The organism is Streptomyces pactum, assembly GCF_002005225.1.
GTDB classification, from domain to species: domain Bacteria; phylum Actinomycetota; class Actinomycetes; order Streptomycetales; family Streptomycetaceae; genus Streptomyces; species Streptomyces pactum_A.
The window spans coordinates 2155472-2170024 of record NZ_CP019724.1 but is presented as its reverse complement, the minus strand read 5'-3'; the positions used below and the strand labels follow the sequence as shown (position 1 = coordinate 2170024).

Sequence of the window (14553 nt, the reverse complement as noted above, 5' to 3'; positions counted from 1 at the left end):
CAGTGGGCGGGGGAGCAGGGGAAGGGACCGGCGATGACCGCATTCTCGCTCGAACCGTCACAACTCGCTTGGTGCGCGGAGCTGCGCGCCCTGGCCGCCGGACGGCTGCGCCCGCTGGCCGAGAAGGGCGAACCGGGCCGCGTGAACCGCGCCCTGCTCACCGAACTCGGCACCCTCGGCCTGCTGCCCCGCCTGTTCACCTCGGGCGCGCTCGACCTGTGCCTGATGCGCGAGTCCCTCGCCCACGCCTGCACCGAGGCCGAGACCGCCCTCGCCCTCCAGGGCCTCGGCGCCCACCCGGTGCACGCCCACGGCACCGAGGCCCAGCGCGCCCGCTGGCTGCCCCGCGTGAGCGACGGCAGCGCGGTGGCCGCCTTCGCCCTCAGCGAGCCCGACGCCGGCTCGGACGCGGCGGCGCTGAGGCTCAGGGCGGAACCGGACGCGGGGCGTTCAGGCCCGGGACGACCCGCCACCGGGTCCCCCGGCCGGCAACGCCCGCCCTCCCCGGACGACACCACGCGCGCCGCCGCCGGCCACCGCGCGGAGGTGGATCCGCCGGTCCCGGACGCCGGGCGGCCCGCCGGGCGGGGCGATGCGGGGTCCGGTGCGGAGGCGGGCGCGTCGGCGGCGGACGCGGCGTGGACCGTCGCCGGATCACCCCCCGGGGAGGCGCGCACGCGGGGCGGCCGCGGCCCTGCCCCGATCCCCGTGGCCGCCGACCGCGACGGCCGCTCCGGCTGGCGGCTCACCGGTGAGAAGTGCTGGATCTCCAACGCCCCCGAGGCCGACTTCTACACCGTCTTCGCCCGCACCACCCCTGGCGCCGGTGCCCGCGGCGTCACCGCCTTCCTCGTCCCCGCCGACCGTCCCGGCCTCACCGGCACCCACCTCGACATGCTCTCCCCGCACCCCATCGGCGCCCTCGCCTTCGACGCCGTGCCGGTCACCGAGGACGACGTGCTCGGCGAGCCGGACCGCGGCTTCCGGGTCGCCATGGACACCCTCAACCTGTTCCGCCCCAGCGTCGGCGCCTTCGCCGTCGGCATGGCGCAGGCCGCCCTGGACGCCGCCCTGGCGCACACCACCGACCGTGGTGCCTTCGGCGGCCGACTGCGCGACCTCCAGACCGTCTCCCACCAGGTCGCCGAGATGGCCCTGCGCACCGAGGCGGCCCGCCTCATGGTGTACGCGGCGGCGACGGCGTACGACGACAGCGCGCCGGACGTCCCGCGACGCGCCGCGATGGCGAAGCTCCTCGCCACCGAGACCGCCCAGTACGTCGTCGACAAGGCCGTCCAACTGCACGGCGCCCGCGCACTGCGCCGCGGCCACCTGCTCGAACACCTCTACCGCGAGGTGCGCGCCCCCCGCGTCTACGAGGGCGCGAGCGAGGTGCAACGCGGCATCATCGCCAAGGAGCTGTACCGAACCCTGGACGCGACTACCGAGGAGGCCGGCGCATGACCGCCGAACGGGTGAACCCGCCCGAACTCTCCCCGCCCACCGGCTTCTCCCACGCCGTCGTCGCCACCGGCACCCGCGTCGTGTTCCTGGCCGGCCAGACCGCCCTCGACACCGACGGCGAGGTCACCGGCGACACCCTCCCCGCCCAGTTCCAGACGGCCCTCACCAACCTCCTGACCGCCCTGCGCGCCGCCGGCGGCACCCCCGCCGACCTCGCCCGCGTCACCGTCTACGCCACGGACGTCGCCGCCTACCGCACCCACGCCGCCGAACTCGGCCGCACCTGGCGCGAGCTGGCCGGCCGCGACTATCCGGCGATGGCGGTCGTGGAGGTCGTACGCCTGTGGGACGAACGGGCCCTGGTGGAACTCGACGGATTCGCCGTACTGCCATAGCCGCACTGCCGCAAGCCCTGCCGCGCCGCAAGCCCTGCCGCGCCGCAAGCCCTGCCGCGCCGCAAGCCCTGCCGCCGTGCCGCCGGCGCTGCGGTCCCTCCTGCCGTACGTCCCGTGCTCGCCCTAGAGTTCCGCCATGCCGGACATCCAACTGACCGCGGGAACCGTCGAGTACGACGACACCGGCGGCGACGGCCCGATCGTCGTCCTCCTCCACGGCCTCGTGCACGACGCGACCGTCTGGCGCAAGGTCCTCGCCGACCTGCGCACCGACCACCGGGTGATCGCGCCGACCCTGCCCTACGGCGCCCACCGCCGGCCCATGTCCCGGCCGCCCACGCCGGACCTGGTCAACGAACTGATCGCGGAGTTCCTCGACCGCCTGGACCTGACCGACGTCACCCTGGTCGAAAGCGACTGCGGACGGGCCCAGACGGTGGCGGCCAGGCACCCCGAGCGCCTCGCGCGGCTGGCGCTCGTCGCGTGCGAGGCCTTCGACAACTACCCGCCGGGCCTGCCCGGCAAGATGATCGGCGCCGCCTGCCGGGTGCCCGGCGGCGTGTCCCTGCTGGTCCGCACCCTGGGGTTGAAACCGCTGCGCCGCCTGCCCGTCGGCATCGGCGCGCTCACCAAGCGGCCCGTGCCGGACGCGGTCGTGGACGGCTGGCTGCGCCCGCTGCGTACCGACCCGGCTATCCGGCGCGACTTCAGGCACTACGGTACGCACGTCCGCCGCGGTGAACTGCTCGAGGCCGCCGAGGGGTTGCGCGGGTTCGACCGGCCCGCGCTCGTCGTCTGGGCGACCGAGGACCTGATGATGCCCCGCGCCCACGGCCGCCGCCTGGCCGAACTCCTGCCGCAGGGGCGGCTGGTGGAGGTCGAGGACACCCGGACACTGATCGCCGAGGACCAGCCGGAGCTGCTCGCCTCCCTGCTGCGGGAGTTCATCGCCGAGAAGCGCTGAGCGCCGCCCGGCGGGCGGTCAGACCGCGATCGCCAGGCGCCCCGCGGGCACCCGGTGCGGCGCGACGACACGGCCGTCGGGCCGCAGCTCGCCGGTGTCGTCGAAGACGATCGTGCCGTCGCACAGCAGGTGCCACCCCTGCTCGGGGTGGGCGGCGACGACGTGCACGGTCACGACCCGCGCGGCGGGCGAGCCGGCTGCGGGGCAGGAAGGCCGGTGGGCACACATGGCGCACCTCCACGTCGGGAGGCCGTCCCGTCGTCGGGACCGTCGCATGTACCGACCGTGCGCCCGGCGGGAAGTCATCGCCAAGGCCCGGGCGGCAAGCGTGACAACACCCGGACAACCCGGCGACGGTTCCACGACGGCCGAGGCGGACTCGCCACCGAAGGGGTGACGGTCACCGCCGCCGGCCCCTCCGTCCGGTACCAGTGGAACCCCCATTCCGACCGACCGGGAGGCCCCCATGCCCGTACGCTCCGCGACCCGCACCAGAGTCACAGCCACAGCCGCGGTCAAAGCCGCAGCCGCAGCCGCCGCCGGCGCCGCCCTGCTCCTGCTGTCCGCCCCCGCCGCCTCGGCTGCCCCCCACGACGCCCGCCACATCACGGAGTCGGTGACGGTCGACTCGACCGGCCGCCTCGCCGCGGACGGCACCGTCACCCTCTCCGGCACCTACCGGTGCACCGCCGCAGTCGGCGCCGTCTTCGTCAGCTCCTCCGTGAGCCAGGGCGACTCGTCCGTCGAGTACGGGATCGGCGGCACCTGGGCGGTCTGCGACGGCCTGGAGCACCGCTGGGTCAACACGGGCAAGTCCTCCGCGAACGACCTGAAGCCCGGCGCGGCCCGCGTGGAGGCGACCCTGATGGAACTGCGGCCCATCGGCGGCCTGCCGCTCCCCGCCTTCCACGCGATCCACGCCCAGAACGTGACCCTCACGGAGGCCTGACCCACCTGTAGGGACCCCTGGAGAGCCACGATTGGAGCGCTTGTCCCGGCAGAAGGGCGCGCGGACGGCGTGTCGCCGGGACAGACGCTCCAATTCCGGGCTCGGGGCCAGAGACGGAGGACAGCAAGGTTACGGTCCGGGGGGCGCCGTCGAGGTTCGGGGGACCAGGGTGGGCGTGGCCACCGGGCGCGACACGGCGTCCTGACCCGCGATCACCTCGAAGGGCGAAATGGCGTGCCACGCCCCGCTCTGCACAGGCACCGACATCGTGTCGATCCACATCTTCCCGCACTTCATCCGAGGCATCCACAGGCCGTCGGACGAGGCCGCTCGGATCGACGGCGCCAATTCCCTTCACCGGCTACCGGAAAATCATCACTACATTCCGTTCCTCCGAATGCCCTCGGAGTCCCGCAGCGTTACATCTACAACGGGCACGCCCATGGGGCCACCGAATAGCGGCGTCCGCGGTCGTCCCCGCTCAGGACCGCCCGCGGGGACCGGCGCCGGACCGCGGGGCGTGCGGGGGACGCCGCCGCTGGTGCGGCAGGGACAGCGGATCGGGGGCCGCGGTGCTCCCCGCCTCGTCGCCGGGCTCCGGCGCGGACGGGCGGCGCTGGCGGTGGCGCGGCACCGCTCGCCGGGGTGGACGGGTGAGCGTGATCTGGCGGACGATCTGCTGGAAGCAGACCAGCGACGCCAGCCCCGGCAGGGCCGCGGCCGCACCGTCGCTGAGTGTTCTGGGCGCCTGGGCGATGCACAGCAGCATCGCGATGGCGGAGAACAGCAGGACCACGGCCCAGGAGTGGACCGCGCGGCGCTGGTGCAGCGCGGACCGCAGGACGGCCAGCGACGCCACCAGCCAGGGCCCGTACACCAGCAGCGGCCACCAGGACACCACGCTGTCGCGGGTGCGGGTCGCGGCTGCCAGGCGCAGCGGTTCGTAGGCCACCATGCCCCCGAACAGGCTCACGGAGGCCGCGATGACCGCGGCGAGCGCCGCGATGAACAGGCTGGCGGCGCGCAGCCGGCTCACCTTCGGTTTGCGGACCCTGCGGTGACTGGCGGGGGATTCCCTCAACGGCGGCAGTTCCGCTGTGATTTCCTGCAGATTGCTCAGCGGCGTACCCGGCACGGGGGCGATCGCCGACGTGTCCGTCGCCCCGGGAACGACGCCGGTCTGCTGTTCCATCGCGTCCTGGAGGAGGAACGCGAGCTCTTCGGCCGGGTCCCAGCCGGGTTCCGGCGGGACCAGGGTCTCCTGGAGGTGCTGCTGAAAGGCGTCCTCGGGCGCCCGGTGGCGGCCGGTGCCGCCCGCGGAAGGGAACGAGCCTTCGCCGTAGGGCAGATGCTGGTGGGTCTGTTCCTCGTACACGACGCCCGGGTCACTCCGCCCGGTTGCACGTCAGAGACCCCTGAGAGCGCCCCCACCGTGCGGCGAGGCCGGTCTCCAGTTCGGTCATGACCTCCAGGAAGCGCTGGAGCACCGGCTCGGTCACCCGGAGTGGGACGGGGAGCCCGCCTCTGGTCAGAGTTCCGTCACTCGGTGACGGACAGTGATTCCTGCCGGGCCTGTAGATGTACGGCCCAAGCGTCACCAATTCCCCGTATTCCTCGGTCATATCCGAAGTAACGTCTGCCTACTCCGTCGGATGCGCGGCAGTCGAGTGAACGATTTATGCGATTCTTACCCCGTCCCGAATTCACACCGGATGGCGGAGGAACTGTACGAAAAACGTCAAATGATGCCGGGTCGGCCGGGGGATGCGCCATCGGGTCCGACCGGTGGTGCGGACCGGCGCGGTGGCCGGTGAGGAAGAGGACGCAGGTCAGGGCCGCGACCAGGACGCCGCCACTGTCGAGCGCCCGCCCGAGAATCAGCGGCGAGAACACCTGCGCCGCCGGACCGGCCTCGCGCAGCGCCTCGCCGAATCCCGGACGTGGATCTGTTCGCCCGCCCAATCGGGAGGCGCGCGGACAGTGAGCGGTCACTGAGCGGGCGGGAGCCGTGGCGGTGGAGCGGCCGGCGCTCAGCAGCCGCGTACACCGACGCCGTCCCCGCCGGCACGTAGTGCCCGAGCACGCGGCGACGGTATGCCGAGATGGTGAGAGCGCTGCCCTGAGAGCGCCCTCAGGGAAGCGCTCCCGGGCATGGCGGGAGCGTGCCCGCGCCGCGTTCGTCCCGTCGAGACTTGAAGAGATGACGAGGGCAAAACAGCGAGATACCCCTCATTCGGCTGTACAACTGCCCTGCCCTGCGCGATGTATTGACATCCGATTTCAGAAGTCATACTTTTCCGCCACCTGAGAGCGCTCTCAGCCGGGCTCCCCCACTCTCCCCGCAACGGTTCCGCCGCCACTCCCAGGTCACTCCACCCCCGGTTGTCGCGGCCGCCGCTGACGAGCCCGTCCCTCTCGACGACACGAGGTGCACCCCATGCCAACTCCCCGATCACGGCCGGCCGCCGCGGTGGTCCTGGCCGCCGCGCTGGCGGCCGTGGGCCTCGGCCCGGCCGCGTCCCCGGCGGCGGCCGCCACCGTCCCCGTAGGAGCCGGGAGTTACTCCGACACCCGGCCGGCGGGCACGACCGGCCCCACGACCAACACCGGTGCGCCGGTCACCCCGAAGGTCACGCAGGCCGCCAAGGGCAGACCCGTACCCACCAACGACTGGTGGTCCTCCCTCGCCTTCCAGCGTTACGGCGACAACCCGTACTCCACGCCCATGTACGGCCACCCGCTCACGTACCAGGCCGTCTCCGGCGGTCTGGAGGTCGGCTACCCGACCAGCCCCGCCGTCGTGGGCGAGGGCCGCCAGTACGAGTACGCGCACAAGCGCGACCTCACCCTCGGCCTGAGCGGGCTCAACTCGCCCGACACCAAGGCCGACGCCTGGTCGGACTGGACGGTCACCCCGTACTGGTCCGACGGCTCCCGCACCCTGCGGACCACCATCGGCCACGGCATGCCCTTCGTCTACGCCCAGGGCTCCGGCGGCAACGCCCAGATCACCACCGCGGCCACGCCGGCCGTCTTCTCCGACCAGGGCAACGTCGTCGGCATCACGGTCGGCGGACACCACTACGCCCTGTTCGCGCCGACCGGCAGCGACTGGAACATCTCCGGCACCACGATCAACGCCGGCCTCGGCGGCAAGGACTACTTCTCCCTCGCCGTACTGCCCTCCACCGACGCGCTCGCGACCTTCCGCAAGTACGCGTTCAGCTTCGTCACCGGATCGCAGGTCGACTGGAGCGCGTCCGGCGGCACGGTCGGCGCCACGTACAAGCTCACCACCGAGGCCAAGGAGGGCACCGAACGCGGCACCCTCCAGGCCCTCTACCGGCACCAGTGGCTGCACACCACCGACGCCCTCACGCCGTACACCTACGTCTCTCCCCGCGGCACCATGAAGGTCCGGGAGGGCACCTCCTTCACCACCCGTCAGAAGGCCGCACCGGTGCTGCCCGCGCTGCCGAAGACCGGCGCGGTCGACACGTCCCGGCTGCGCGGCTACCTGTCCGAGGTCGCCGACTCCTCCGACCCGTTCTCCGGGGCCTCGGACACCTACTGGACCGGCAAGGCGCTGGGCAAGCTCGCCCAGTTGGTGCCACTGGCCGACCAGATCGGTGAGACCGCGGTCCGCGACAAGCTCGTCGGCCTGCTCAAGGGCCGGCTGCAGGAGTGGTTCACCGCGGGCGGGGCGAGCGAGTTCTCGTACGACAAGGACTGGAAGACCCTCATCGGCTACCCCGCCTCCTACGGCAGCGACGCCGAGCTCAACGACCACCACTTCCACTACGGCTACTACGTGTACGCCGCCGCGATCGTCGCCCAGTACGACGCCTCCTGGGCCGCGGACTCCGCCTGGGGCGGCATGGTCAAGGCCCTGATCCGCGACACCGCCAACCCGAGCCGCACCGACGGCGCCTTCCCCTTCCTGCGGGGCTTCGACGTCTACGCCGGGCACAGTTGGGCCTCCGGCCACCAGGGCTTCGCCGCCGGCAACAACCAGGAGTCCTCCTCGGAGTCCACGAACCTCAGTGCGGCGCTGGTGCTCTGGGGCTCGGCCACCGGCAACACCGAGCTGCGCGACCTCGGCAGCTACCTGCTCGCCACCGAGGGCGAGGCGATCGCCCAGTACTGGTTCGACGCCGACCAGCAGGTCTTCCCCGGCTCGTTCACCCACGACACGGTCGGCATGGTGTGGGGCAGCGGCGGGGCGTACGCCACCTGGTGGACCGCCAATCCGGAGGAGATCCACGGCATCAACGTCCTGCCCGTGACCGCGGGCGGTTCCCCGCACCTGGCCGGACACAAGGACGCGATCCGGCGCAACATCGCGGAGATGGAGCGCGAGAACGGCGGGCCCGCCGTGGAATGGCGCGACATCCTCTGGGAGTTCCAGTCGCTGGCCGACCCGGCCTCCGCCAAGGCGAAGTGGGACGCGGGACACGCCGGATACACCCCGGAGCAGGGCGAGTCCAAGGCGCACACGTACCACTGGATCACCACCCTGGACGCGCTCGGTGCCCCCGACCCCTCGGTGACCGGCGACCTGCCCACCTCCGCGGTGTTCAGCAAGAACGGCACCCGCACCTACGCCGCCCACAACCACGGTTCCACGGCCCGCACGGTCACCTTCTCCGACGGCAAGAAGCTCACCGTGCCCGCGCGTTCCACCGCGACCGGGACCGGCACCGACAACGGCGGCGAGGACCCCGGCCCCTCCACCGGGAACACCTTCCGGCTCCGCTCCGGCGGCGCCCTCACCACGGCCACCGGCGGCACGGCCGTCAGCGACACCATCCCCTCGGCCGAGGGCCGCAACCACGACGGCACCCCGAACAAGCCGCTCGTCTACGAAGCCGAGGGTGTCAACGCCACCCTCAAGGCGGGCGCGTCCACCACGTTCCGTCTCCCGGTGGACGCCGGCACCGCGGTCGGCCTCGGCCAGCAGGCCCGCATCAGCTACGACCTCACCGGCGACGGCACCTTCGACCGGACCGAGACCTACCAGTACTTCGCCACCGACCCGGTCACGGGCTGGGAGGAGTACAACCAGACCCGTGGCCTGAAGGCCGCGACAGGCACCCTCGGAAACCTGAGCGGGGGAACGGTGCGGCTGGAGGTCTGGAGCGCCATCGGCAACGGGAGCGCGCTGCTGCGCACCGGCGGCGACACGTCCGTCGTGGTCATTCCCTACGAGTGACGCGGGCGGCGGCCTCCGGCGGATGACGGCGGCGGGCGTGGGGCTCCGGCCCCGTGCCCGCCGCCCCGTTCCTCGTGCGCCGCGGAGGTGCGGCCGGCCGGGCGGGAGGCCTCTCAGCGGTGGGCGCCGGTCAGTACTGAGCGCCGGCCAGCGGCGGGCGCCCGGCAGTACTGAGCGCCGGTCAGCGGTGGGCCCGGTCAGGCCGAGGCCCGGTGGACCAGTGTCGTCCGGGTGATCACGGAAGCGGGCACCTCATCGCCGGGCGCGTCGAGCAGACGCATCAGCAGCTTGACCATGATCCGGCCCATGCCCTCGATGTCCTGGCGGACCGTGGTGAGCGCCGGCTCCGCGGCCCCGACCACGGAGGACATGTCGTCGAAGCCGACCACCGCGACGTCCTCGGGCACCCGCGCCCCGCGCTCGCGCAGCGTGCGCAGCGCGCCCAGGGCCATCGTGTCGTTGGACGCGAAGACCGCGTCGATCCCGGGGCACCGGTCCAGAAGCTCGCCCATCGCGCGGGCTCCGCCCTCCTCGGTGAAGTCGCCCTCGCACAGCAGCCGTGGATCGGCGTCGACCAGGACATCGCGGTAGCCGTGGATCCGGTCCATCGCCGAGGTCTGGTCGCGCGGGCCCGAGATGTGCGCGATGCGGCTGCGGCCCAGGCGCACCAGATGGCGTACAGCGTCCCGGGCGCCGCCGCGGTTGTCGCAGTCCACGAGGGGAATGCCCAGGTGCTCGCTCCCGGCCGGACGCCCCCCGAGCACCGCCGGCACCCCGGTCCGGGCGATCAGGGACGGCAGCCGGTCGTCGTGGAGGGAGAACGCGAGCGCGCCGTCGACGTGCCCGCCCCCCAGATACCGTGCGATCCGCTCGTGGTCGCCGGAGCCCTCCGCCCACAGCAGCACCAGTTGCATGTCGTGCGCGGTCAGCTCCCGGCTGATCCCCCGTACCTGCTGCTCGAAGAACGGATCGGCGAACACCCGGAACTCGGGCTCCGCGATGATCACCGCCACCGCACCGTTACGCCGGGTGACCAGGGTGCGGGCCGCGTGATTGGGCACGTAGTCCAGTTCCTCGACCGCCCGGCGCACCTTGTCGGCCAGCGCGGGCCGCACTCCCGCGCCCCCGTTGACGACCCGCGAGGCCGTCGCACGGGAGACACCGGCGCGCGCCGCGACGGCTTCCAGCGTGGGACGAGCCCTCACGGTCTGCTCCGGCACGGCGGGCGCTCCTTCTGTGCGCGTCTTCGATGGATGACGACTGTTCTGCCGCGAATCCGTGTGCCCCACGATAGACGCAGGCGACGGCGTCTGAGAGCGCTTCCACGACGGCCCTCGTGCGGACGCGGGGCGCCCGGCGGGCGGCCGGCGACCGGCCACGCGCCGCTGGATGAGGATCCGGTCCATCCGCACGGCCCAGGTGTGAATGACCCGGGAGACATGCTCGACGAGCCGGTACGGGACGTCGAGCATGGAAGGGCCGGAACCAACAAGGCCCCGTTCACAGGCGATTCACCCCCGCGGGCCAGGATGAAAGAGGTTCATCGAGTGTCCCGGACCACGGGGGAACCTCACTGACCGGCGGCATCTCAACGAGTCACACGACGCACACCGGTTCCCGTACGACGCGCACCCGAGAACCGCGAAGCACCAGGGGTGCCTGAGGGGCGGTTCCTCACGGGCCGCAGCGGCTCCCCGTACGCGCGAGCCGGAAGTCCGACGGCGCGACCCCGTACGCCTTGCGAAAGGCGCGGCTGAAGTCAGCCGCGTGACGAAAACCCCACCGGGCGGCGATAGCGCTGATGGGGTATGTGGCCAGGTGCGGAGCGGTGAGGTCGCAGCATGCGCGTTCCAGTCGTTGCTGCCGTATCGAGGCGGCCACCGTGATGCCGCGCTGCTGGAAGAGGCGTTGCAGGTGACGGCGCGAGATGTGGTGTTCGGCGGCGACCTGGGCGGGAGTCAACTCGGGGTCCCCCAGACGCTGCTGGATGAACTCCTGGACACGCACGAACAGGCCGTCGTTGGTCCCCTCCGCCGTGGCGTCCTCGCTCGTCTGCGAACCGAGCATCCCGGTGAGGAGTTCCAGCAGAACCCCGGAGAGCCGGTGCCCCTGCGCGGCGGAGAAGCCGGCGGGATGGCGTAAGAGGTCGACGAGCAGGCGCGACAGGGTCAGGCCGAACACGTTGTGCTGCCGCAGGGGTGTATCCACCAGGGAGTCCATCAGGTCGGTCGGCAGCGGGACCAGTTCCTTGGGGATCTGGAGCCGCAGGGCCACCAGGGCCGAGGGCACCACATCGGGATGCTGGTGGGCGCGAGGGACGTCGGCGTGGAACACGGGACGACGGGAGGTGTCGGCCAGGAACATGTCGCCGGGTGTGAAGACCCTGGAACGGGTCGAGTCCCCCAACGTCACTTCGCCTTGCAGGGGGAGCACGAGGTGGTACTGGTCCGGGTCGCCCGCGGCCCCGCGGGGCGGCGTGCCCATCGCTGCCGCCGGCGGCTGGGCTAATCGGAAGAGTCTGAGGGCGCCGAGGTCGAGCCTGTCGGACAGCGTATGGAGGTGCTCGGGTGAGTCGATGGCCAGGTGGGACGGCCAGGGCATCGAGTTGATCTCGTCGTCCCACCGGTCGAACCGCTCGGATGTGGGGAGCTGATCGATACTCAATCGCTCGGCTTGCATGTGTTTTACACCTTCCCCCGAAATGATGGCGTAGACCAGATGACTGTACATGGCGCTTACCGTCAAGAAGAAGTCCCGCTCTGCTAAGGACTACGCCCCGACGCCTTGGCAGACTCGCTGACGTCGCCGATGGAGGCAATCCGGAATCTGCTGCTACGGAACGGGGGGGTTGATCCAATGGATCTCCGTTATCCGGCTTACTGTGTAGCCAACCCAAGATTTTACGAGACCCCGGAGAGAGTGTCTCTGGATGAGGGTTGGCTGGACTATGGAAGCCATATCGAAGCGCCGTCCGGATGGCGTCGCTCGATCGACGAGCAGTGGACCCGAATCCAGCCTCCGGTTGGGACACCGAAACTTCCCGTGCAGGGCTGGAAGATACATGTCTCCAGCACTCCGGAAAATGCCGTCGAAACCTTGAAGAAGGTAGCCGAATACTGCTTCCGCTACACGCTCCACTTCAAGTTCCTCCCGCACTCCCTGGTCATGCAGGCGAGAAGTGCGAAGTATGCGCCCCGCGAGGCCAGCGGAAAGTTCATCACGGTCTACACCAGGAGCCCCGCGGAGCTGCGCAGAACGCTGGAAGACCTTGATCGGGAGATCGGCGGCTGGCCGGGGCCGTACATTCTCAGCGACCTGCGCTGGAACGAGGGGCCGCTGTACATCCGGTACGGAGCCTTCATGCTCCGGTTCGCCCACGTGGACGACGGTACCCAAGTCGCCGCGATCGAACGGCCCGACGGGGTGCTGGTGGCCGACCACCGCGAGCCGCGCTTCGTGCTCCCCGAATGGGTCGAGGTTCCGGACTTCCTCGCGGAATCGGTCCATCCGCGAATGTCCGGTGAGCAGCCCTCGGAATTTCCGTACGATGTACTCGGAGTTCTTCATTTCTCCAACGGTGGCGGTGTCTACCGGGCCCGTCGGCTTCGGGACGGAACAGAGGTCGTCCTCAAGGAAGGCAGGCCCTACGCGGGGCTGGACCGCACGGGCGAGGACGCGACTGCGCGGCTGCGGAGGGAGTACGCGGTCCTGTCCGAACTGCAGGGACTTCCCGGCATCCCGCAGGTCTTCGATTACCACACGCTGGGCGGGCATGAGTTCTTGGCCATGGAACACGTCTACGGCCAGTCCTTGCAGAGCTGGGTCGCACAGAACTACCTCTTCCTCTCGGGAGCCGGCGATGGGAATGAGACTCGGGAATACCGGGACTCGGTGGACGTCATCATGGATCAGTTGGAGCAGGCGGTACGGAACGTCCACGAGAGGGGGTATGTGTTCAACGACCTGCACCCGGGTAACGTCATGATCGACGAAGATCTGAACATCTCGTTGATCGATTTCGAAGCCATGCGACGGGAAAGTGATGACGGGCCGCGACCACTCGGCGTTCCCGGATTCGCCGCACCCGACTCCTTACGTGGATTCCAGGCCGATCGCTACTCGTTCAACGCCATCCGCCTGTGCCTGTACTTTCCGCTGATCTCGCTCCTCGCGCTCTGCCCGGCCAAGGCGGCTACGTTCATCGACACGGCCCGGGACCGTCTGGAGCTGGACGAGGACGTGGTGACGGAGCTGCGCCGTTCCCTGGCGGCTCCCGGCCCGGCCCAGTCAGGCTTGCGACCCGCCGACCCGGAGCTGGCCTTCACCACGGCGGCCGGCCCCTGGCACCTCCAGGAGACCGCGCTCCAGGCGTCGATCCGCCGTACGGCCACACCGGACCGGCAAGACCGGCTCTTCCCGGGAGACATCAATCAGTTCTTCCACGGCGGCGGAGGAATCGCCTTCGGTGCCGCCGGGGTGATCGACGCCCTGCACACCGCGGGAGTCACCGGACTCGACCCCTACGTCGACTGGCTGGAGCACGACACCCTCACCAGCCGCGTCCCCCGGCTGGGGCTGTACGACGGAGCGGCCGGTATCTGCCGGGTCCTGCACCGGATGGGCCGCGCGGACACCGCGTTCGCGATCTACGACAAGGTCGCGGAGGAGAGCGCGGGGCTGTTCGGCACGAAGTTGTTCGACGGCCTGTCCGGAATCGGGCTGACGAGCCTGGACTTCTATCGTCGCTCGGCGGAGCCCCGCTTCCTCGACCACGCCGTCCGTGCCGCGGCCGTCGTCGAGGGGGCCGTCGACTCCGGCCGGTTCGCCGTGGGTGCGGGCTCCCTCTCCGCCGACTCACTGCTCAGGGACCGAAACGGAAACGCCGTCGAGAACTTCTGGGGCGGACTGCTGTACGGCTGGTCGGGACTGGCTCTCTTCATGATCCGGGTGTACGAGGTGACCGGCGAGGAACGCTGGCGGCGAGCGGCCGCTACCGCCCTGCACCGGGACCTGGACGAATGCGAGGCCATGCCGGACGGCACCCTCCAGGTGAAGAACGGTGCCCGGGTGCTGCCCTACCTCGCGACGGGCAGCGCGGGTGTGGCGATGGTGGGTGACCTGATCCTCCGTCATGTGAGCGACGAGCGTATCGAGGGCGCCCTGCCGGAGCTGAGCCTCGCCTGTGTCACCGAGTTCAGCATCGGAGCGGGACTGCTCAACGGGAGAACCGGGCTGATCGGCGCGCTGCACCAGGTGAAGCACCGCCTCGACTGGCCGGATGTGGACAAGCAGGTCGACGAGGGCGTGGCATCCCTCAACCTCCACGCGCTGTGCGACGAGTTCGGCCTCATCTTCCCCGGTGACCAGAACCTCCGCGCCTCCACAGACCTGGGTACGGGATCAGCCGGCGTGCTCCAGCTCATCAACGTACTCGCGGGGAGGACCAGCGAACTGCTGCCGTTCCTCGGCCCCGAACCGTGGACGCCTCCCCACCATGAGCCCTCGGCCACCGCGGCCGGTGCCGGTAGCACCACATCCGAGCACCGCTGACCGCACCTCGCGGCCGGTG

Annotated in this window: 10 protein-coding genes; 6 read left to right on the top strand and 4 right to left on the bottom strand. The window is 71.1% G+C overall.

Features of this window, described 5'->3' with window-relative positions; all coding sequences use genetic code 11:
- The first annotated feature begins 33 nt into the window (after window positions 1-33).
- The 3 genes from B1H29_RS08955 to B1H29_RS08945 all read left to right on the top strand — a co-directional run bounded on the left by B1H29_RS08955 (window position 34) and on the right by B1H29_RS08945 (window position 2823).
- Window positions 34-1464: an acyl-CoA dehydrogenase family protein gene (locus B1H29_RS08955; protein ID WP_055419733.1), complete on the top strand. Its 1431-nt coding sequence runs from the start codon at window positions 34-36 to the stop codon at window positions 1462-1464.
- Window positions 1461-1859 (top strand): RidA family protein, encoded by a 399-nt coding sequence (locus B1H29_RS08950; RefSeq protein ID WP_055419732.1) that lies wholly within the window; start codon window positions 1461-1463, stop codon window positions 1857-1859. Before B1H29_RS08955 ends, B1H29_RS08950 begins: the two co-directional genes overlap by 4 nt.
- A 136-nt stretch (window positions 1860-1995) precedes the next feature.
- On the top strand, window positions 1996-2823 hold the full coding sequence (locus B1H29_RS08945) for an alpha/beta fold hydrolase (protein ID WP_055419731.1): 828 nt from the start codon (window positions 1996-1998) through the stop codon (window positions 2821-2823).
- An 18-nt stretch (window positions 2824-2841) separates the two neighbouring features.
- Here the strand turns inward: B1H29_RS08945 and B1H29_RS08940 are convergent, their stop codons facing one another.
- Window positions 2842-3051: a DUF5999 family protein gene (locus B1H29_RS08940; RefSeq protein ID WP_055419730.1), complete on the bottom strand. Its 210-nt coding sequence runs from the start codon at window positions 3049-3051 to the stop codon at window positions 2842-2844.
- 238 nt (window positions 3052-3289) lie between these two features.
- On the opposite strand from B1H29_RS08940, the gene B1H29_RS08935 reads away from it, so the two are divergent.
- The gene (locus tag B1H29_RS08935) at window positions 3290-3772 is read left to right on the top strand and encodes a DUF6299 family protein (RefSeq protein ID WP_055419729.1); all 483 of its coding nucleotides are present in this window, start codon (window positions 3290-3292) and stop codon (window positions 3770-3772) included.
- A 481-nt stretch (window positions 3773-4253) separates the two neighbouring features.
- Here the strand turns inward: B1H29_RS08935 and B1H29_RS08930 are convergent, their stop codons facing one another.
- The gene (locus B1H29_RS08930) at window positions 4254-5120 is read right to left on the bottom strand and encodes a DUF2637 domain-containing protein (RefSeq protein WP_167392593.1); all 867 of its coding nucleotides are present in this window, start codon (window positions 5118-5120) and stop codon (window positions 4254-4256) included.
- 1089 nt (window positions 5121-6209) lie between these two features.
- Here B1H29_RS08930 and B1H29_RS08915 point away from each other — a divergent pair.
- Window positions 6210-8984 (top strand): glycosyl hydrolase, encoded by a 2775-nt coding sequence (locus B1H29_RS08915; RefSeq protein WP_055419726.1) that lies wholly within the window; start codon window positions 6210-6212, stop codon window positions 8982-8984.
- 197 nt (window positions 8985-9181) lie between these two features.
- On the opposite strand, the gene B1H29_RS08910 is transcribed toward B1H29_RS08915, so the two are convergent.
- Window positions 9182-10204, bottom strand: coding sequence for a LacI family DNA-binding transcriptional regulator (locus B1H29_RS08910; protein ID WP_055419725.1), 1023 nt, complete (start codon window positions 10202-10204; stop codon window positions 9182-9184).
- A 454-nt stretch (window positions 10205-10658) separates the two neighbouring features.
- Window positions 10659-11663 carry a helix-turn-helix domain-containing protein gene (locus B1H29_RS08905; RefSeq protein ID WP_055419724.1) on the bottom strand — a complete coding sequence of 335 codons (1005 nt, stop codon included), beginning with the start codon at window positions 11661-11663 and terminating at the stop codon, window positions 10659-10661.
- Window positions 11664-11792: 129 nt separating this feature from the next.
- Here B1H29_RS08905 and lanKC point away from each other — a divergent pair, with 129 nt between their 5' ends.
- Window positions 11793-14534 carry a class III lanthionine synthetase LanKC gene (gene lanKC, locus B1H29_RS08900; protein WP_324611026.1) on the top strand — a complete coding sequence of 914 codons (2742 nt, stop codon included), beginning with the start codon at window positions 11793-11795 and terminating at the stop codon, window positions 14532-14534.
- Window positions 14535-14553: the final 19 nt, after the last annotated feature.

Coding starts and splice junctions, on each gene's coding strand:
- B1H29_RS08935 (WP_055419729.1), top strand. CDS start 3,290: ATGCCCGTACGCTCCGCGACCCGCACCAGAGTCACAGCCACAGCCGCG.
- B1H29_RS08905 (WP_055419724.1), bottom strand. CDS start 11,663: ATGCAAGCCGAGCGATTGAGTATCGATCAGCTCCCCACATCCGAGCGG.
- B1H29_RS08950 (WP_055419732.1), top strand. CDS start 1,461: ATGACCGCCGAACGGGTGAACCCGCCCGAACTCTCCCCGCCCACCGGC.
- B1H29_RS08945 (WP_055419731.1), top strand. CDS start 1,996: ATGCCGGACATCCAACTGACCGCGGGAACCGTCGAGTACGACGACACC.
- B1H29_RS08955 (WP_055419733.1), top strand. CDS start 34: ATGACCGCATTCTCGCTCGAACCGTCACAACTCGCTTGGTGCGCGGAG.
- B1H29_RS08915 (WP_055419726.1), top strand. CDS start 6,210: ATGCCAACTCCCCGATCACGGCCGGCCGCCGCGGTGGTCCTGGCCGCC.
- B1H29_RS08940 (WP_055419730.1), bottom strand. CDS start 3,051: ATGTGTGCCCACCGGCCTTCCTGCCCCGCAGCCGGCTCGCCCGCCGCG.
- lanKC (WP_324611026.1), top strand. CDS start 11,793: ATGGAGGCAATCCGGAATCTGCTGCTACGGAACGGGGGGGTTGATCCA.